The organism is Facklamia sp. P13064, from assembly GCF_050409425.1.
Lineage (GTDB): Bacteria > Bacillota > Bacilli > Lactobacillales > Aerococcaceae > Facklamia.
Window position 1 is genome coordinate 66,016 of the sequence record NZ_JBNUPM010000009.1, and the last position, 18,461, is coordinate 84,476.

The 18,461-nt window shown below is 36.3% G+C and carries 19 protein-coding genes; 9 read left to right on the plus strand and 10 right to left on the minus strand.

The window, feature by feature from the left end:
- Nucleotides 1-345 (plus strand): ribosomal-processing cysteine protease Prp, encoded by a 345-nt coding sequence (locus tag ACQV2S_RS05245; protein WP_428874991.1) that lies wholly within the window; start codon nucleotides 1-3, stop codon nucleotides 343-345.
- Nucleotides 346-357: 12 nt separating this feature from the next.
- A complete protein-coding gene (rpmA, locus tag ACQV2S_RS05250; RefSeq protein WP_090290150.1) occupies nucleotides 358-648 on the plus strand; it encodes a 50S ribosomal protein L27 in 291 nt (96 codons plus the stop codon).
- Nucleotides 649-754: 106 nt separating this feature from the next.
- Here the strand turns inward: rpmA and ACQV2S_RS05255 are convergent, their stop codons facing one another.
- The 5 genes from ACQV2S_RS05255 to ACQV2S_RS05275 all read right to left on the minus strand — a co-directional run bounded on the left by ACQV2S_RS05255 (nucleotide 755) and on the right by ACQV2S_RS05275 (nucleotide 4,277).
- Complete coding sequence (locus ACQV2S_RS05255) at nucleotides 755-910, minus strand: hypothetical protein (protein WP_428874421.1); 156 nt, start codon at nucleotides 908-910, stop codon at nucleotides 755-757.
- 338 nt (nucleotides 911-1,248) lie between these two features.
- Nucleotides 1,249-2,454 (minus strand): hypothetical protein, encoded by a 1,206-nt coding sequence (locus tag ACQV2S_RS05260; protein WP_428885118.1) that lies wholly within the window; start codon nucleotides 2,452-2,454, stop codon nucleotides 1,249-1,251.
- A 13-nt stretch (nucleotides 2,455-2,467) separates the two neighbouring features.
- Nucleotides 2,468-3,223 carry a hypothetical protein gene (locus ACQV2S_RS05265; protein WP_428882128.1) on the minus strand — a complete coding sequence of 252 codons (756 nt, stop codon included), beginning with the start codon at nucleotides 3,221-3,223 and terminating at the stop codon, nucleotides 2,468-2,470.
- Nucleotides 3,224-3,904: an ABC transporter ATP-binding protein gene (locus ACQV2S_RS05270; protein WP_428874418.1), complete on the minus strand. Its 681-nt coding sequence runs from the start codon at nucleotides 3,902-3,904 to the stop codon at nucleotides 3,224-3,226. It lies immediately after the preceding gene.
- Nucleotides 3,897-4,277: a GntR family transcriptional regulator gene (locus ACQV2S_RS05275; protein WP_428874417.1), complete on the minus strand. Its 381-nt coding sequence runs from the start codon at nucleotides 4,275-4,277 to the stop codon at nucleotides 3,897-3,899. Before ACQV2S_RS05275 ends, ACQV2S_RS05270 begins: the two co-directional genes overlap by 8 nt.
- Nucleotides 4,278-4,501: 224 nt before the next feature.
- Here ACQV2S_RS05275 and ACQV2S_RS05280 point away from each other — a divergent pair, with 224 nt between their 5' ends.
- Nucleotides 4,502-5,971 (plus strand): DUF1538 domain-containing protein, encoded by a 1,470-nt coding sequence (locus ACQV2S_RS05280; RefSeq protein WP_428874995.1) that lies wholly within the window; start codon nucleotides 4,502-4,504, stop codon nucleotides 5,969-5,971.
- 10 nt (nucleotides 5,972-5,981) lie between these two features.
- Nucleotides 5,982-6,632: a P-II family nitrogen regulator gene (locus ACQV2S_RS05285; RefSeq protein ID WP_428885119.1), complete on the plus strand. Its 651-nt coding sequence runs from the start codon at nucleotides 5,982-5,984 to the stop codon at nucleotides 6,630-6,632.
- Between the two features lie 941 nt (nucleotides 6,633-7,573).
- Here ACQV2S_RS05285 and ACQV2S_RS05290 read toward each other — a convergent pair.
- Nucleotides 7,574-8,089, minus strand: coding sequence for a hypothetical protein (locus ACQV2S_RS05290; RefSeq protein ID WP_428885120.1), 516 nt, complete (start codon nucleotides 8,087-8,089; stop codon nucleotides 7,574-7,576).
- Between the two features lie 377 nt (nucleotides 8,090-8,466).
- On the opposite strand from ACQV2S_RS05290, the gene ACQV2S_RS05295 reads away from it, so the two are divergent.
- The gene (locus tag ACQV2S_RS05295; protein ID WP_428874998.1) at nucleotides 8,467-9,366 is read left to right on the plus strand and encodes a YitT family protein; all 900 of its coding nucleotides are present in this window, start codon (nucleotides 8,467-8,469) and stop codon (nucleotides 9,364-9,366) included.
- 125 nt (nucleotides 9,367-9,491) lie between these two features.
- Complete coding sequence (locus tag ACQV2S_RS05300) at nucleotides 9,492-9,659, plus strand: hypothetical protein (protein WP_428874999.1); 168 nt, start codon at nucleotides 9,492-9,494, stop codon at nucleotides 9,657-9,659.
- Nucleotides 9,660-9,874: 215 nt separating this feature from the next.
- On the opposite strand, the gene ACQV2S_RS05305 is transcribed toward ACQV2S_RS05300, so the two are convergent.
- From ACQV2S_RS05305 to ACQV2S_RS05315, 3 genes are read right to left on the minus strand one after another with little or no spacing between them, the layout of a single operon-like run.
- Complete coding sequence (locus ACQV2S_RS05305) at nucleotides 9,875-10,162, minus strand: DUF5960 family protein (protein ID WP_428875000.1); 288 nt, start codon at nucleotides 10,160-10,162, stop codon at nucleotides 9,875-9,877.
- Complete coding sequence (locus ACQV2S_RS05310; protein ID WP_428874405.1) at nucleotides 10,162-10,533, minus strand: hypothetical protein; 372 nt, start codon at nucleotides 10,531-10,533, stop codon at nucleotides 10,162-10,164. The genes ACQV2S_RS05305 and ACQV2S_RS05310 overlap by 1 nt, the downstream gene beginning before the upstream one ends.
- Nucleotides 10,530-11,954 carry a Y-family DNA polymerase gene (locus ACQV2S_RS05315; protein ID WP_428875001.1) on the minus strand — a complete coding sequence of 475 codons (1,425 nt, stop codon included), beginning with the start codon at nucleotides 11,952-11,954 and terminating at the stop codon, nucleotides 10,530-10,532. The genes ACQV2S_RS05310 and ACQV2S_RS05315 overlap by 4 nt, the downstream gene beginning before the upstream one ends.
- Before the next feature lie 285 nt (nucleotides 11,955-12,239).
- On the opposite strand from ACQV2S_RS05315, the gene ACQV2S_RS05320 reads away from it, so the two are divergent.
- On the plus strand, nucleotides 12,240-13,451 hold the full coding sequence (locus ACQV2S_RS05320) for a dicarboxylate/amino acid:cation symporter (RefSeq protein WP_428874403.1): 1,212 nt from the start codon (nucleotides 12,240-12,242) through the stop codon (nucleotides 13,449-13,451).
- 146 nt (nucleotides 13,452-13,597) lie between these two features.
- Complete coding sequence (locus ACQV2S_RS05325) at nucleotides 13,598-15,097, plus strand: C69 family dipeptidase (RefSeq protein ID WP_428875002.1); 1,500 nt, start codon at nucleotides 13,598-13,600, stop codon at nucleotides 15,095-15,097.
- Between the two features lie 49 nt (nucleotides 15,098-15,146).
- Here ACQV2S_RS05325 and ACQV2S_RS05330 read toward each other — a convergent pair whose 3' ends face one another.
- A complete protein-coding gene (locus tag ACQV2S_RS05330; RefSeq protein ID WP_428875005.1) occupies nucleotides 15,147-15,425 on the minus strand; it encodes a hypothetical protein in 279 nt (92 codons plus the stop codon).
- 230 nt (nucleotides 15,426-15,655) lie between these two features.
- On the opposite strand from ACQV2S_RS05330, the gene ACQV2S_RS05335 reads away from it, so the two are divergent.
- Nucleotides 15,656-18,461, plus strand: a 2,806-nt coding sequence (locus tag ACQV2S_RS05335) for an Ig-like domain-containing protein (protein WP_428875003.1), incomplete at its 3' end; no start/stop codon positions are given.

Below are 18,461 nucleotides of genomic sequence, written 5' to 3' on the forward strand. Positions count from 1 at the left end.
ATGATTCAAGTACAAATCAGCCTTTCAAAAGAGGGTCAAGAAGTTAAAGCAATCGAAATGACAGGACATGCTGGTTATGGTGAACATGGACAAGATATTGTCTGTGCCGCAGTATCTAGCCAAGTTATTTCAGTAGAAAACTCTCTTTACCAACTCTTGCAAGTGCCTGTAGAAACCACTGTTAATGAAATGGAAGGTGGTTATCTCAAGCTCGTACTACCATCGATTGAACAAAAGAAGTTAAAACATGATGTGCAACTTTTGATGCGTCATTTAATTTTAGCTTTAGAAGTGACAGAACAAGCTTATCCCGAATATATCCAGATTAAACAAACTATACTATAGGAGGTGCTCTCTATGTTGAAATTAGACTTACAACTATTCGCTACTAAAAAAGGTGGAGGTTCTACTCAGAACGGTCGTGATTCCATTGCTAAGCGTTTAGGCGCTAAAGTTGGCGACGGTGAAGAAGTAACAGGTGGATCAATTATCTACCGTCAACGTGGAACAAAAATCCATCCAGGCGAAAATGTTGGCCGTGGTGGCGATGATACATTATTTGCAAAAATTGATGGAATCGTTAAATTCGAACGCAAGGGTAAAAAAGCTAAGAAAGTTTCAGTTTACCCAGTAGCTGTTGAAGCTTAATCGAAGTTTTTAAAATGCCTAACATCTTAAAAGCAGTCCTAGTTAAACTAAGACTGCTTTTTTGTTTGTCTAATGATTTGTTGAAGTGACAGTTAAGCCGTAGTCATCATTGGTCGTTTATTTCAATTTCTTTGAATGCTATATTATAAAAGTCTGTCTTATCAATTAAAATAATACTTTCTGATTCTTTGCTTTTATCGGCTATTAACTCATCTTCTGTTGACTGTTTAATTGCTCTTTTTTGATTGAAGTATTTTCTCAAATTTTGAAATTTCTTCCTCTAGTTTTCTGCTTTCTTTTTCCCTTGCGCAAAGCAGTTGTGTCACCCGAGGTCATCATGCTCACCAGCCGTAAAAGCCTCTTTCATTTCACTTCCTCTTTAAATAGTTGATGGCTAAAATATTTCCAGTAATTTAAAGTGGCTATTCGATGGGGAATATAGCTAAGAAGCATAAATAAATATCTAATTATAATGTAACTTTAAGTAATAAAAAGGAAATGGTTTTCTTTTAAAATTAAAGGCATAACTTTTTTAAAATAAAAGGAGGCTGTGACATTAGTCAGCCTCCTTTAAAGTACAATATGGGTGCGTATGATTCTTTAATTCCAAATTAAAAGATCTAAATAATTCTGATACTCTTTAGGAAAATCGATTCTAAAGAGTGACTGGCTTTGTCCGGTGTTTAAATCGTAATAGCCATAATATTTCTTGCCAGAATCATTGAGGGAGAGAAGAGATGGCCCCTTACTGTTATAGTCAATCACTTGAATGCCTAGCCCAACTTCCAAAGATTCAAAATGTTCAATCGGAATCTCACCGATATAATTATCTTCCTTTATTGAGTAGCGACCAAAGTGAGGCTTATTTTTTTGATATTCGATGATATAAATATGGTTAGAGTCAGCAGTCAGGATTTCGAAGCTATTTGAACTTGGAATGGTTACTTTAGTTTCTTGCCATGATTGGTCTTTAAAATCAAACAGAAAGAAGGGACCATTCTCGTCATTTTCAAGATTATAGCTAGTTTGAATAAAGGGAGCATCAAGAGAGAGGTTACTACTTAAGAATGGACTATTGAACCAAACATCTTTAGCTAGAGTTTCCTCATCACTATATACAGTATAGTCTTCTTCATTAATGAGTTTAAATTGGTTTTCTTTGTTGACTTCATCAAGTTGGTAAATTGTAATTTTGTTTTTAAAGGAAAATTTGTCGCTATTGCTGTTTCCCGATTCGATATTGTAAAGACACATTAGATAATATTTACCATCAACTTGTCGGACTTGAACATTTTGCAGATAGATTTTATCCGAGTCCTTAATTGAAGTTTTGATTGTAGGAATATCTTTGATAAGCTCCTTTTTATTTGTAAAGTCTAAAAAGTGAACTTTGATGGGTTTTTCTTCATTAGAAAACAAATCACTTTCAATCCAGAAATAGTGCTTATCTCCTTGATAGATTTGTTCTAGTGAATCTATTCCTTTGAAAAAGTTGGGGGCTTCTTTAGCTAATGCTTTTAATTCTTTATTTCCCTCAAAATCAAGGCTTTTGAATTTAAGATTTGAACGACTCAACTGAAAATCTCCACTTTTATTTTGGAACATTTCTTCTGGCAGAGAGAAGAAACTGTTTTGACTACTTAGTTGGACATACTCTTCAGGTAGATTGGTTAGTTTTTCATCTCCTTTTATTGAGGTTAATTTCCCAATAATCGGCGAGTTAAGACCATAGAGACTTCCTACTAATAAGATTAACCCCATGCCAATGATTGCAAAGTATTTAATCATTTGTTTATAATAATTCATCTTTCTACCTCCTTTAAATATGCAGATCTTTTGCGACATATTGACTGCCAATCCAGTAAGTGATACTTCCTACAAGGATAAAACTGAGTGGATAAAACGCATGAAACTCGAGATTAGTAGGTAGCATACCAAAAGCTATGAGTTTTCCAGTAAGATATGTTCCTGCTACTAGGATGAGCAAGTAGAGGACAGACCATTTCCAGGAATAGGCGCGTTCAAGCAGTACAAATAGAAGGGTGATTGGAATCAAGGCAAGCCAGGCTAAGATATTAACAAGCGATACCCAGATGGATTCGGTGAAAAGATTGGTGAAATAAGAAAAGTTGAAAACGAGATAGAGGGGCATATCATTTGAATACCGCTCTTGTAAGATCATTTGTAAGAGAAAATGAAAAACATATACTGTAAAATAAACGAATAAAATATTCAGGAAAAAATAAAAGACGAGGCTTAGAAATTTTGCATGGTAGAGGCTGGATCGTTTAAAAGGGCCAGCTAACCAGCGAGAAATCATTTTACCTTGGCTAAACCAATCTTTTAACCAGACTAAAAGGGTCGCAATGGCCGTACTAATAACTCCGATAATAAAGGCGATATTTATGATATTCAGCAATATACTTGGCTGAATAACCATATTTTGTTGAAAATTGCTTTGTATATTATTATTAATAGAAATTAAGGATAGGACGAGATAGATTAAAGCGATGGATAACCAGTAAAGTTTCTGTCTTTGTATTTCAAAATAAGTTAAACTTAATATTTCTTTCATTTAATTTAACTCCTTTCTTAACCATTCAACTAAGGATAGTTCTTCATTTTCACGCATATCTTCTAAATAGATAGAGTGTTTGATTTGGCCCTCACTCATTAAAACGGCTCGGTCGATAAAGTGTTCGACATCGTAAAGTTCATGAGTGGTTACTAAGACACCACAGTCTTTTTGGATAAATGAACCAAAGAGTTCAAGAATTTCTTCCCGGCTAAAGACATCGATGCCAGCAAAGGGTTCATCTAACAGAAGATAATCTGCCTCTAAAGATAAGCCTAACATTAAATTAAGTTTTGCTTGATTCCCCTTGGATAGCTCTTTAATGCGCTTACTATCTTCTAATTGGAAAAAATCTTGGATATCTTGTGCTCTAGTAGGATTCCAAGCAGGATAGAGATTGTACATAAATTCTTTGCATGCTTTAACCGTCATCGAAGGGGGAAAGTTGAGGTAATCGGGAACATGCCATATTCTAGCTTTAGCATCTCGCAATTTTATTTCATCAATATAAATTTCCCCTTGATAAGGCAAAAGTCTGGCAATACAGTTAATGAGGGTCGATTTTCCTGTACCATTAATGCCGATCAATCCAGTGATTTCACCTGGTTTAACTTCTAAATTGATGTCTTTAAGGACCTTATGCTTACTGAAAGACTTGTTGAGGTTTTCGATTTTAATCATGGTTAATGGCCTCCTTTTTAATTTGATAGCTATGGGTAAGGCGTTGGATGATATCTTCTAATTGCAAATCCATGGGAATTAAAACATCGACTAGGTTTTCGATGGCTTGATCAATGGATTCATATTTAAGTTGAGAAATTAATTGCGTGTCAGTTGTTATGGTGCTAGGTCTTTGAGCTTGAGTAACAATCATACCTAAGTCCTCCATTTCTTTAAATGCCTTTTGAACGGTATTGGGATTGACTTTCCATTCCTTTGCTAATTGTCTTCTTGAGGGCAATTGATAACCCGGCGTATATTTGCCTGTGATGATCTGATCTTTTACCCAAGTAATAATTTGGGTATAGATGGGTAGATTGGGTGCAAGTTTCATTATTTTACCTCCATTAAAGCTTTATTATATTCCAAGATGTGTCCCACAATCATAATACAGCTTGTTTAAGTGTATTATACGAGCCATACACTTTTAAGTCAAGGTATGAAGGTAAAAATGCAAGTAAAAGATGAACGGAATGAATGGTGATAAAGATTTAAGCAAAAGTCAAGCTAAGCTATGGTATGATGAAGGAGAAATAATATTTATGAAGGAGGAATGTTATGGATTTATTAGTCGATAAATTAAAAGAAGTGTTAGCTTCTGTACTGCCTATTATACTTATAGTCGTGATCATTTCATTGACCATGGTCAATGTGTCGGCAGATATGATGATTCGTTTTTTAATAGGGGCTGTCTTTTTAATTATAGGTTTAACGATCTTCTTATTTGGTGTGGAAGTTGGTATGAGTCCTATAGGAGATTTGATGGGGAAAAGTGTAGCAGATGCTCCCAATATTTGGGCCATTACAGGGCTAGCCTTTGTAATTGGTTTTTCGGTCACGGTCGCAGAACCTGATTTACTTATTTTAGGCCAACAGGTGGCTGATGCGATGGGAGGAGCTCTTACTTCAACGGTGATTGTTGCAATGGTCTCACTTGGTGTCGGCTTCTTAATTGCTTTTGGTATCGTGCGGATTTTGTCTTCCTTTTCGATTAAGTATTTTTTCTTAATTGCTTATGGGTTGATCGCCTTAATGGCCTTATTGGTTTCTAATGATTTTATAGCCATTGCTTTCGATGCGTCAGGTGCCACGACAGGTGCCTTAACCACACCTTTTATCTTAGCATTGTCAGCGGCTGTTTCATCTCGTAAAGGGGGGCACATGGCTGAGGAAGATTCTTTTGGTTTAGTAGGCGCCATGAGTGTCGGGCCAATTTTAGCAGTTATTTTATTATCAGTTATTACAGGAGTAAGTTTCCAAGGGCAAGCAGAAGTTTATCGTTATACGGAGGGAATTATTGCCCCATTCTTTTTGGCTATTGGACACACCTTGCTTGAGTCTTTAATGGCCCTCGCTCCCTTAGCCATTTTGTTTGCGATTATGAATTGGAAACAATTTAAGCTCAAAAAGCGTGAACTCAAACGGATTATCAAAGGGGTTACTTACACTTTGATTGGACTGGTTCTCTTTCTAATAGGTGTCAATCAAGGCTTTATGGATATGGGGCGTTTTCTAGGTAATATGTTAGCGCGTGACTATCAGGCATGGTTACCCGTAATTGGTTTGATTATGGGCTTGGTGATTGTTTTGGCTGAGCCAGCCGTTCACGTATTGGGAGACCAAGTTGAAGCGGTAACGGGTGGTTTTATTAAGAATAAACTTTTACTTGTCTTTCTATCTATTGGAGTAGGCCTAGCTGTCAGTGGGTCACTGGTTCGTATCCTAGTGCCTAGTATTCAAATCTGGTATTATTTATTACCTGGCTTTCTTTTAGCCATCTGTTTATCCTTTTTTGTAGATGATTTATTTGGAGGGATTGCTTTTGATGCGGGAGGCGTAGCTTCCGGACCAATGACGGCAACTTTCATCCTGTCCTTTGCACAAGGGGCAGCGGATCGGATTCCAACGGCAGATGTGGTAACGGATGGCTTTGGTGTCATCGCAACGGTTGCAATGGCGCCAATCGTCATGATATTATTACTCGGAATCATCTATAAGTGGAAATTAAAACAAGAAAAAATAGCATAGGAGGGAATTTATGCAGACAGTCTTATTTTTTGCAATTGTTAAGAAGGGTACAGCCTCCTATTACCTTGAGCAGGCACGCCTGGCAGGAGCTACCGGTGGAACGATCTTTCAAGCAGAAGGAACAGTTGCCAATCCTTTCTTAGATTTATTAGGTTTGAATGATTCCAAGCGTGAAGCCTTATTGATGTTGGTTGATCATGCGAATGAAGAAAAAATTCATCAAGTCTTAACCGAAAAGTGTGAATTACCTAAAAAAGGAAAGGGCATTCTCTTTTCAATTAATACAAGTAGTGTCTATGGCAGTCACCAGTTAATGCATGAATTTAATGAGGGAGGTCAAGAAATGAGTAAGTATCAATTAGTAGCTACAATTGTTGATCGTGATTCAGGGGATGAAGTAGTGGAAACTGCTCGTGAAGAAGGAGCAGGTGGAGCAACTATCCTCCATGGTCGAGGACTAGGTTCGAAGAAAGCTCCTAAGATTTTTAATGTTCAAATTGAACCGGAAAAAGAGCTTGTCTTAATGATTGTTGAGACACAAAAAGTGCCTGAAATCATTGAAAAAGTTTCTAAAGCCATGGATATTGACCAACCGGGTAAGGGAATCCTTTTTACTATCGATGTCAACGATGTAAGCGGGCTTTTCCAACAAATAAACTAATTATGTAAAACTAAAAAAGTGGATTAAGACGAATGATTAGCTTATGATACATTTATTAAAAGGAAAAAATGACAAAAGAAGTTTGTCGTAACACCGAAAATAAAGCTATTTAATATAGTATCAATTCGAAAAGTAATTTTTTGAAAAAATAAATATTAAAAAAGCAAGATGAATTAAATTAATAATTTATCTTGCTTTTTAGTATTGCTAAATTTTTGCTAATCTTATGATACCTCTAAATAAAAATTGTAATTTAACAGGAGCGACAGTATATATTTTTTAGCACCTGTCCATGATATATATCCTTCATATTTTATGCCGTTCCTATACTCTACATACCATTGTTTATAGGATCTAGGGACCGGACCCGGGTCAGTTGGTACCACTTTCCATACTTCTACAAAAAGAGTACGCGGAGGCCAAACTTTCGACCTGAATATATAATCCTCTTTTGTTACATCTGTATCTTCAGTAGAAACAGATTGTGTAGTAATATAATTCTCTTTTGTTAGATCATTATCTTCAACAGAAACAGATTGTGTAGTAATATAATCCTCTTTTGTTAGATCATTATCTTCAACAGAAACAGATTATGTAGTTATATAATCCTCTTTTGTTAGATCGTTTTCCTCAGCAGAAACAGATATAGTTGATAGACCTAAAAATATAGTTAGAATTAATATTGATTTTATATAATTATTTTTTTTCATAATTATTTTCCTTCCTATGTTTTTTATCTACAAAATAAAATAATGAATACACAAACACAAATCCTATTATTCTATACAATAAGTTATCAAAAAAATATGAAATCGTTAATTTCCCTTGGAAAAATGTTATTAATACGCTTACCAAAATATATACTCCTACAAAAAGTAACTCATTTATTATTTTGCTTAGTTTCTTCATAAAATTCACCTAATGATCCTTTTAAGTTACGATTATTGTAAATAATTGTATTGATAACGAAATCCTTTTACAACAAATACTCTTGCATAGTCAGAAAAACCGATAGCACCAATAGCTCCATCTATAGCCGCTGCTGCAAGTTTAAATTGTGGTGGTAACAACATAAGTATAAATCTTGTTGCAACTCCCGTACCAGCTCCACCTAGAATACTAAACGTTGACGCACTTATATATACATCCACATTACCTTTTGATGCTTTTCCATGCCATACCAACTTTGTTACCCCGTTACTTTGTCTTCTTAACATGCTAGTACTATCATTTGAAAATTTAGAAGTATCTATTCCTAGATCATTAAAATACTTTATAAGTTTATCATCTGTGATAGTTACAACTGTCTCATCACCATTTTCCGAAGTGTCAAAATACTCTGAATTTTCTTTATAAAAATCCATTACAACATTATCATTAACATTAGCTGTTTCCTTTATTGAAGTACTTGCATGGGCATTAACATCAAAATTAAAGAGAGAACTTACTATTATCATTAAACTTACTGCTATCACACTCAACTTATTCTTTGCACACATCAACACCAACCATCTTTCAAAAATTTATTGTTAATAGTATATACAAAAAAATCAGATATAACATCCTTTTTTTAAAAAATATAAATAATTAAATTTGTTTTATAAAAATTTATTGTTTTTAACTTAAATAAAAGTCTTAACAAGAGAAAAAATATACCATCATTACTTTTGCAAATTATTAGGAATGGTAACTCAGCGCTGTCAATAACTATTGAAACAATAAAATAAATTAATGATTGATTATAATTTACTAAGATTTTAAAAACCTACTTGAAAGTGATTACATTCTTGTCAAAAAAGGGTATAATATCCTTGATAGTAAAGGAGTGGTGGCAATGGTAAAAAAAGTAATGGACTATTTTGAAATAACACCGAAAGGGATTCTTTATTCTGTTTTGATAATGACTTTAGGTTGCATTGTTTATGCCTATGGGGTTAATTATTTCCTCATTCCTAATCATTTTGGTAATGGTGGTGTAACGGGTGTTTCTATGTTGGCCTATTATTTACTTAAAATACCAACCGGTACAAGCAACTTCATCGTTAATGCCATTTTATTAGTGGTTGGATGGAAATACCTAAGTAGGCGAACCTTGCTTTATACAATTTATGCTTCAACTTGTTTAAGTTTTTGTTTGAACCTTATCCAACCCGATCCTTATATTGCAACAAATATTATTATCCCTGCTGTAGCAGGTGGTGTGCTATTGGGAGCAGGTATTGGTTTAGTTCTTAGAGGCAACGGGACTACTGCCGGAACGGATATTGTTGCTATGATTATGCAGCAGTATCTAGGAATCAGTTTCTCTGCTGGTTTGTTAATGTGTGATATGCTAGTCATTTTAGCTTCAAGCTTCATCATTGGTGTAGATATGACGATTGTGACAATCATGATGATGTTTATTGCGAGTCAGACCGTAAACTTTGTGACAGATGGGGTCAACCGTCGAAAGTCCGTGATGATATTCTCCTCTAAGAAAGAAGAAATTGCGGATATAGTAATTAAAGAGATGGTGCGAGGTATCACTGTATTTAGGGCATATGGTTACTATTCTAAGCAAGAAAGGGAAGTCTTACTGGCAATAGTGAATCGTAATCAGGTTGTTCAATTACAAAGATTAGTGACTCAAATTGATCCCAAAGCCTTCGTCACTATTTCAGACGTTCAACAAGTGATTGGCGAAGGATTCACCTTCTTTTCCTATGAAAGTCCACACAAAAATAGATACCATTAACCATTAGTAATTAACTGATCTAACGAACTCGATTGAAAGGTGAAGCCCCTTTTTAATCGAGTTTTTATCTTGCTACATAAGGAAATAAATAAAGAAGCTAATAATATTTCCCTGCTTCAAAAGCAATGGATACCATTGATCGAGCTGTGCTCTTTAATCCAGCCATCTTAGCATTGGATGAAGTACGTTCTTCAGTCGATAGTTTTTTAGAAAGATTAAATGAAGAAGGTATGGATAAGGTAAGGGAGGGGGACCTCCTTCGTAATGCCTTACCGCTTATCGACTATTTGTAATGCCGATATTATCTTGTTGATGAAGAGTGGTAATATTAGTGAAAAAGGAAACATGATTTGCTTTAAGTAGCTAATGGGTGTTATGCAGACGGCTATTAAAGTCAGTTTGCTAATCAAGCTTAGAAAAAAGCTCACTCAAATGAGTGGGCTTTTTGAATAGAAAGATGGATAGCACTAAAATCCTAGCTTGATAGGCTGGGATTGAGGGTAGAACTTTAATCAACATAATGATACTGATATTGGTAAATGCGAATTAAATGGTTGCGCTTATCGGTACGCACCTTGAAAACAAAAGTGTGAGTACGTTGGTCGAGACTGTGTTTTTGAGGGATACGAAAATAATTAATGGTTGATGCCGACATCATTCGTAATAACTCATCCTCTAGAAAAGCAAGAGGAACTTTCAGCTTAGAATAACGATAGAAATCCTCTTGAAATCGTTGATAATTTTCACTGAAATAATCAAATTGTGTTTGATTATGGTGGTAGCCATTGGTTTTCATTATTCCACCTCCTCAGCAAGTGTAATATCGATAATTTGTTCAAAAGCTAAAAGGAGATAGTTTCTAGAAAGGGGGTCTTCAATCGCACAATGGTCTAGATTTAGCTCTTTAAGAGTGCCGGTAAATGATTGGTGGGCTTTATTTGGATGATTGCCTTGATAAATAAGGCTAATGGAGAGTTTTTGAACATAGGCTTGGCTGAGTAGAAGAAATTTCTCCTTAGGAGACAGTCTGGCCGGGCTTGAGTCAGTAAAGCTGTGTGACAGAGCAGAGCTATGTTCTGATAAGAAAAAGCCCATCCATTTAGCCATTTTGCGATCTTGATATTGACGTGCAGCTTTAGATGATAAGTAAGACCGATCTACACTCACTCTAAACCATCCAATCCGCCTGCTCCGCCTGCTGCATGACCACCCATCAACTTGCTTCGAGCAATGGAACGAGAACTTTCTAGTAAGGCGCTAGCTTTTAAAACAGAGACGTAGCCAAAACGTTTTCGAATAGCATCTACTGTTTTATCGAGGCGCTCTTCTTTTGATATTTGTCTTGGCTCTTCAAAAAGCGAAAAGTAATGGATGTTTTCTTCTACCAAGCCCGAATAACGAACACCAATATGGCGAACGGGTCCGTTTTTATATTTAGAGCGAAAGAGCTCAATCACAGTGGCTGTTAAGACTTTTGTTTGCTGGCTAGGATCGATTTTGGTTTGAGCTCGAAGAGGAGATAGGTCAACTGCTTTGGAATAACCGACAGAGACAGAGACCAGCTGTGCTTTTTTGCCAGCCCGTCTTAAACGAATGGCCACTTGTTCTGCCATTTCACTTAAAAGCAATTCAATATCTGCTTGCTGAGTATAATCATGTGGTAAAATTTGCGAATTACCGATAGCTTTAGACTTCGGACGATAAGGCTCACTAACTTTACTTTCGTCGACCCCATTGGCATGAAAGAATAATTGCAAGCCAATTACACCGAACTCCTTTTTTAATTGTTCAGGATTAGCATGGGCTAGATCATAAATGGAATGAATCCCTAACTGATTGAGTCGTTTGGCTGTGCGCTTACCAATCCCCCAAAAATCAGTTAAATTTGGAATGGCCCATACTTTGCTTGCAACATCTTCATAGGACCAATTTGCTCGCATGGTCGGCTTCTTTTTAGCCTCGTTATCTAAAGCGAGCTTAGCTAATAAAGGATTGGCATTAGAAAGACCAATGGTTGAAGCGATTCCTGTTTTACGCCAGATATCCAGTTGAATTTTACTAGCTAACATTTCTAATTTGTCTCGACGTGACACCTGACGATCAGGAATAAAGTAGTTCAAAACATGCGTTAAATCAATAAAGCTTTCATCAATTGAATAGGGGAGAATATCTTCTTCAGAAGCATACTGGGTTAACAGCTTTAAAAGGTCGATATTCTTTTTAATATAAAGGTCCATCCTGGGTGGCACAAATAATGAACGTTTGGCCCAAGATTCAATATAACGAACATAGGCAGGATCCGTTCGTAAGCCATTACGTCGAGCGTTGCGATAGTTGAATCGTCGATTATGAAGAGAGAAGGGTAAATCATAAGTTCGTCCCACATTGCTACGCCCAAAAACTTGCTTAAAAATGGGAGAAGAAGCCAAAATCAGACCTTGAGAAGTGTCTGTTTGACTCATGACACAAAGGCTTGTTCTTAGAGGATGCAAGCCACGCTCAACACACTCTACGCTCGCATAGAAGGATTTCATATCGATAAAAGCAATATCAGATTTAGGTTCACGGCTATAATCAATAATAGTCATTACAAATTCCTCCTGTAAGCAACAGTTTAATACGAACGGATGTTCGTGTCAATAGCGAAAATAATTTAAAGAATTTTATGAGATAGGAAACATTTTAAAAAGAGCATTTTATTACTGTTTTTAAAATAAAATTTCTTAAAAAGAGCTACAATTATTACTATTCACCAAAATACAGTAAAAAAATAAGATAATTTAAAAAACGCTTTCATATAACTTTTTTTCGTGTATAATATAAGCATAGTAATAACTCGAGTTTGCTAAAAAATTCCAAATGGAGGGGAAAAAATGTCAGAGAATAAAAATGACAGAATTAAAATCAAAACGGGTTTAGTCGGTCGGTTGCTGATAGCTATTGCAATGGGTATTTTGATTGGGCGTTTGCCATTTGTTCCTGAATGGTTTATTAGAATTTTAGTTACTTTATCTAGCCTGTTTTCAGCCTTTTTAGGTTTCTTTATTCCTTTAATGATTATTGGTTTAGTAACTAAAGGAATTGCAGATCTTACAGAAGGAGCAGGCAAATTACTAGGTATGACAGCTTTAACAGCTTATGGATCAACCCTTATAGGGGGGACTTTTGCTTACTTTGTGGCAACAAGTATTTTTCCTAGTTTTATTACCAGTGATTTAGTCAATAAGATTACTGAAGCAGGAGAAGGAGCTACTCCATTCTTTACGGTTCCGATAACGCCTATTTTAGAAGTTACAACAGCGGTTGTGCTGGCTTTTATGATGGGGCTTGTTATTTCGTGGTTACGGGCTAATCGAAATTCTGGACAGGTACTTTACCAATTGACTGTTGAGTTTGAAGAAGTGGTAGTTAAAGTATTAGAAACGGTAATTATTCCCTTGTTGCCAATTTATATTCTAGGAAATTTTGCAAATATGTCTTATTCTGGATCGGTATTTGCAGTACTATCTATCTTCTGGAAAGTATTCGTTATTGTCATCATTATGCATTTACTTTATGTTAGTTTATTATTCATTGGTGCAGGAAGCTATGCTGGGAAAAACCCATTACGACTCATTAAAAATCAAATTCCAGGTTATATGACGGCAGTTGGGACCCAGTCATCTGCTGCAACTATTCCGGTGAACTTAGATTGTGCAGAAAATAATGGTGTATCTGAAGAAATTCGTAATTTCGTTGTCCCTCTATGTGCAACTATTCATTTAGCAGGTTCGATGATTACTATTACTTCCTGTGCGACAGCCTTATTATTAATGTATGATCTTCCGCACAGCTTTAGTATAATTTTTGGCTTTATCTGCATGTTAGGTATTGCTATGGTAGCAGCTCCAGGAGCACCTGGAGGAGCTATTATGTCAGCTGTACCATTCTTACCAATGGTAGGAATTGTTGGAGATGCTATGCAACAATTAATGATTTCGCTGTATTTAACTCAAGACTCTTTTGGTACTGCAGCGAATGTTTCAGGAGATAATGCCATAGCAGTTTTTATTGATAAAATATATTCCGATAAGATTAAAAGCTAAAAATAGCACTGTAATAAGCTCTTCATTAGTTAGCCAGCGACCTAACTAATGAGGAGTTTTTTAATACTTAAGAATAAATACATTATTCAGACTTTATTTTTAGAAGTAAGAAGCATAAGATAGGAGTATGAAAGTGAGGGATTAATATGGGATGTACAACAATTTTAGTAGGTAAAAAAGCCTCTTATGATGGGTCAACGCTTGTCGCACGAAACGAAGACTCTGTTTCGGGACAATTTAATGTTAAAAAAATGGTCAAAGTCGATAGTCAAGGACATCCGTCTCACTATCGGTCGGTGTTAGCTCACTTAGAAATTGAGTTGCCAAGTGACCCATTAGCTTATAGTATGACCCCTGATGCTGTAGGAGACCAGGGAGTTTGGGGAGCGTGTGGGGTCAATGCCGCAAATGTTGCCATGACTGCGACCGAAACGATCACTTCCAATGCGCGAGTGTTAGCTGCTGATCCATTGGTAACCTACCAAGAAGCTAGGGGTGAGCAGGGGAGCGATAATTATCAAGCAGAAATTCCTGGAGGTATCTCAGAAGAAGATATGGTATCGCTCGTCTTACCTTTTATACGGTCTGCTCGTGAAGGGGTAAAGCGGTTGGCAAGTTTGTTAGAAGAATACGGCACTTCCGAGATGAATGGGATTGCTTTTCAAGATGTCGATGAAATTTGGTGGTTGGAAACAATAGGGGGTCATCATTGGTTAGCTAAACGGGTACCAGATGATTCCTATGTAGTGATGCCTAATCAATTTGGAATAGATTCCTTTGATTTAGAAGATGCATTCGGTCAACAAAAAGAGCATATGTGTTCAGCTGATTTAAAAGAGTTTATTCAAGAGAATCACTTAGATTTATCAAAAGATGGTCCATTTCAGCCACGTTTGGCCTTTGGCTCAAGAACTGCTGCAGATTTAGTATATAATACGCCACGAGCTTGGGTAATGGGACGCTTTTTCAATCCAACAACTTATAAGTGGGAAGGCTCAGAGGCAGATTACACACCACAATCCTTTGATATCCCATGGTCCTTTGTGCCTGAACATAAAATTACTGTCCAAGAAATAAAAGAGATCCTTTCCAATCATTACCAAGGAACCCCGTATGATCCATATCTTACTAAGGGCTCAAGCGAAATGCGAGGCGCTTACCGGACAATTGGAATCAATCGCAATAATTTTTTAGGCCTAACTCAAATTCGGCCTTATATGCCGGAAAACAACCGCAGTCTTCAATGGATGGCCTTTGGATCAAATGTCTTTAATGCCATGATTCCTCTATATCCTCAAGCGAGTGAATTTCCGGCTTATCTCACTCAGACAGATGATCAAATCACAACGGACAGTCTGTATTGGTCTGCTAGAATGATTGCTGCTTTAGCGGACGCACATTATTATCAAACGCAAACAGTGATAGAGTCTTATCAGTCCAAGGTGGACCATCAAGCTTTAGCAATCATTAAAGCCTATGATCAAAAACTTGCAACAAGCCCTAGCTCTCAAAGTCAGCAAGTATGCGAGCAAGCCAATCATAAACTGGTCGCTATGTTACAAGAAGAAACACATCAGACGCTTAAAAAGGTATTAGATATTGCTTCCAATGGCATGAAGAATGCCTATGCTCGATCTGATCAATAAGTTTTATGTCTAGCAAATAGGAACCGACCCCCAACCGTTAGCTTTTTGTCTAACGGTTGGGGGTCTTTTGGTTTGATAAAGTCTGCCTAAGAAGCCAGCAAAAGAAGAGGGTAGCTGTATGAGTGAATAGGGTCTGATTATTAGTTTTTGAGTGATCGGCAATCACATTGGTTTGATAAGCAGATTCAATCATTGTTCTTGTTAATTCAGCAGTTTGAGAATTAGGACGAAAGAGTCTTTTAACGAAGTCAGTCGTTCGCACATTCATAAATGATTTATCGACTGGAAGTGGTTGATAGATTGGACTAGTTAGGGCGCTTAAAGTAATGTATTTTACTTATTTGAGAGGCGCGTCTTTATCATTTATCCAATCGCAACATAAGACTTTGGGAAAGTATCCAACGATTTTTTCTTCTCTTAAGTTAAAAAAGTTCGGTGTTGTTCAATATTTTAGAGATATTATTTTTTATTAAGTATAATGATATGGACTTTATCAAATGTTAGGAGTAAGATAAGATTACATAAATTATTTAATTTTATGTTTTAAGGAGGAATAATATGTTAGGAAAGAATAACGTTACAGAGTTACAAAAGAAAAATGCTAGAAAGAAAAAAATCTATAGTTTAAGAAAATATAGTGCAGGCTTAGCATCCGTTGCTATTTCAAGTATGTTCTTTTTGGGTTCGAATAGTGTTTTAGCAGCAGAAAACACTACGGAAACTTCCCAAATTGAAGAATTAGGATATGATGATAAGGACCAAGGTATTCAACCTCTAAGTAAGTCAGTTGAGGTAAAAAAACAAGTTGAAACCCCTGCAGTCATTAAAATTGATGATGCAGAAATATCGGCTGTTGATCATAGTTTATCAACAGCAATTGTAGAAACTGTAGAATCAGTTGATTCTAACGAGATTCATAGTGAAGAAGTGTTAGCAGAGACTAACAGTACCGAAATGAGTGTGGAATCATCAACTGATGAGAAAACAGTAGAGCAGGAGAGCGTCTCAACTTCTACCCCAGAAACAGTCAGCAGCTTAGTTGAAGAGACAACTGAGAGTTCTACTGAAGAATCTATATCTGCTGAAGAAGAAATAGTTTTAGAGGAAGAGCTAATCATTGATGAAGAAGCCGCTGTGATTGAAGAAAGTGTAGTCAATGAGTCAGACTCCATCGTTAATTCAGAAGAAAAAAGTTTGGGAGAATCAGATGGTCACTTAAGTGAACTTCATCAATTAATTGATGGTGAAATTGATCGCGAGGCGGTGATCCGTCAACAATTAGCAGAGATATACAGTGCTGAAGAAATTGAAGGAATCCTTTCAGGCGTTGATAAAGAGACCCTTCAAAATGCGTCCGCAGAAGTTTTGATGGAGAAAATTACTCAAGCTGGGATTGATTATGCTGAAAAACACTCTGGCTTTCAAATGTTTGCTATCCAAAATGCCACAGGAAGAGATGTAAAGGATTTAATCCAATTTAGTGATTTGCAATTTAAAATACTTGGTGGGGATAACCCAAATGAATTGCAACCGACTTCACAGGGGAAAATTGCGTTTACTGGTAAGTACCAATTAGACAATGCTATTAAAGCAGGCGATTTTTTTGATGTTAACTACGGCGATTATGTATTGCCTGGAGGCATAGATGTACCTCGAAATAGTGTTCATTTGCTAGATAGTCAAGGCAATTTAATTGCACAAGCATTTTATGATCCGGAATCCAATACCACTCGTTACATATTCACTCAATATGTGGATCATAACAAGGATATAAAAGGATCTTTTAATGATCAACTGGTGGCCAATCGAGATACAGCTGTAGTTGATAAGAAATCGTATCCTGTTACAGTAACTATTGGAAATCAAACCAAGAGTCAAGATATAATTGTGGATTATGGAAATAATAAGAATAGAAAAGTAGTTCAAGCAATTAGTGAATTAGGGAAAGATTCACAGGGTCGGAAGTTATTTAAATATACTATTTATCTAAACAATGGTGGGGAAGAAGTTGGAAGGTATTCAGATATTCGACTTTTAGCTGATAAATTCCATATTGACCCTGATTCGTTGGAAGTTCACAAAGTGAAACCTAAGAAATCAAATAATTCAGCCTATCCTTCTCAAATTATGCGCGATAGCCTAATCCCTGACCTTAATGGCGATAGTGAGAATTATAGGGTAACTAAAGAAAAAGGTAACATTTTGAATGACGGCAATAAAAGCCGTATCCATTTAGGAACAATGTTAGCAAATGAACGTTACATAGTCACTATGACTTTTGTAGAGGATGCGCCAGGTGCTTCTGATGTACTTGAAAAACCAAGAGTAACCACTTATCTTCATAAGGACGCTAATCCAAGCGGCAACCCTATTGCTCAGGGTGGTTCATTTATAGGCAAAACAAGTGTATCCTCTACAGGTGAAAGTACAGAAGAAACCGGATCATTCATAGAACATCATATTTATCAAACAAAAAAATCAGACGGTTCGATTGTGATTGATTTAAAAGATGATAAGTCGGCTCAAACTGGTAAATGGAACGAGTTTTATCGAACGCAAAAACAAGATAAAGAGGGCTATCAACTTGTTGAGATAAAAAATTTAATTAACAATCCAAAATATAATGAGGATGGTAGCCCTGCTACAGGAAGTTATAAACCAGAGAAGACAATTGAAATAACCTATGTGTATCAAAAAGACGAAACTCCAACGCCTGAACCCGATCCTAATCCGAGTGTCAAAGATGAACTTTATGAGATGACAGTTGAAGATGAAGGTTTTGGTTCTGTGTTCCAATATAATAAAGACTTAGCTCCTGGAACTATCAAAAAGGTTCAAGAGGGTCGATCTGGTAGATATCGTGTTTTATATAAGCATGTTAACCCAGAGGAAATACCAACACACTCAGATGGAAGTTTTTATGAAAACTTTGTAGAAATAAATGGAAAATATTGGCAAGAAGTTTCACGTGAGACGATCCAAGAAGCCAGACCAGACATTTTCCAATATAATTTCGTAACGATTACTGAAACAATTAAAAAAGAAGACGGTGGGGTAGAGATTCATTATAATGATGGAACGACTATCGTGATACCAGGGCCTGAAAAACCTGCTGATCCTGAAAAACCACTTTTACCATCCCAACCAATTGTGGAAATTACTCCGGGTGAAGAAGATGGGCGGAATGGTAATTATGTTACCATTAAAATTTACAATCCAAACACTGATGTCTATGAATCTGATAAAACTATCTTTATACCAGATGGATCTGATGGACAAAATGGTCAAAATGGTCAAGATGGAAAATCACCAACTGCAGAAGTCGTAGATAATGGCGATGGTACTCATACCATTACGATTACCA

Bases quoted from the DNA above. Each gene is read 5' to 3' on its own strand.
- rpmA (WP_090290150.1), top strand. From the start codon at position 358: ATGTTGAAATTAGACTTACAACTATTCGCTACTAAAAAAGGTGGAGGT.
- ACQV2S_RS05285 (WP_428885119.1), top strand. From the start codon at position 5,982: ATGCAGACAGTCTTATTTTTTGCAATTGTTAAGAAGGGTACAGCCTCC.
- ACQV2S_RS05280 (WP_428874995.1), top strand. From the start codon at position 4,502: ATGGATTTATTAGTCGATAAATTAAAAGAAGTGTTAGCTTCTGTACTG.
- ACQV2S_RS05260 (WP_428885118.1), bottom strand. From the start codon at position 2,454: ATGAATTATTATAAACAAATGATTAAATACTTTGCAATCATTGGCATG.
- ACQV2S_RS05275 (WP_428874417.1), bottom strand. From the start codon at position 4,277: ATGAAACTTGCACCCAATCTACCCATCTATACCCAAATTATTACTTGG.
- ACQV2S_RS05270 (WP_428874418.1), bottom strand. From the start codon at position 3,904: ATGATTAAAATCGAAAACCTCAACAAGTCTTTCAGTAAGCATAAGGTC.
- ACQV2S_RS05325 (WP_428875002.1), top strand. From the start codon at position 13,598: ATGGGATGTACAACAATTTTAGTAGGTAAAAAAGCCTCTTATGATGGG.
- ACQV2S_RS05290 (WP_428885120.1), bottom strand. From the start codon at position 8,089: ATGATAATAGTAAGTTCTCTCTTTAATTTTGATGTTAATGCCCATGCA.
- ACQV2S_RS05245 (WP_428874991.1), top strand. From the start codon at position 1: ATGATTCAAGTACAAATCAGCCTTTCAAAAGAGGGTCAAGAAGTTAAA.
- ACQV2S_RS05295 (WP_428874998.1), top strand. From the start codon at position 8,467: ATGGTAAAAAAAGTAATGGACTATTTTGAAATAACACCGAAAGGGATT.
- ACQV2S_RS05300 (WP_428874999.1), top strand. From the start codon at position 9,492: ATGGATACCATTGATCGAGCTGTGCTCTTTAATCCAGCCATCTTAGCA.
- ACQV2S_RS05320 (WP_428874403.1), top strand. From the start codon at position 12,240: ATGTCAGAGAATAAAAATGACAGAATTAAAATCAAAACGGGTTTAGTC.
- ACQV2S_RS05265 (WP_428882128.1), bottom strand. From the start codon at position 3,223: ATGAAAGAAATATTAAGTTTAACTTATTTTGAAATACAAAGACAGAAA.
- ACQV2S_RS05305 (WP_428875000.1), bottom strand. From the start codon at position 10,162: ATGAAAACCAATGGCTACCACCATAATCAAACACAATTTGATTATTTC.
- ACQV2S_RS05315 (WP_428875001.1), bottom strand. From the start codon at position 11,954: ATGACTATTATTGATTATAGCCGTGAACCTAAATCTGATATTGCTTTT.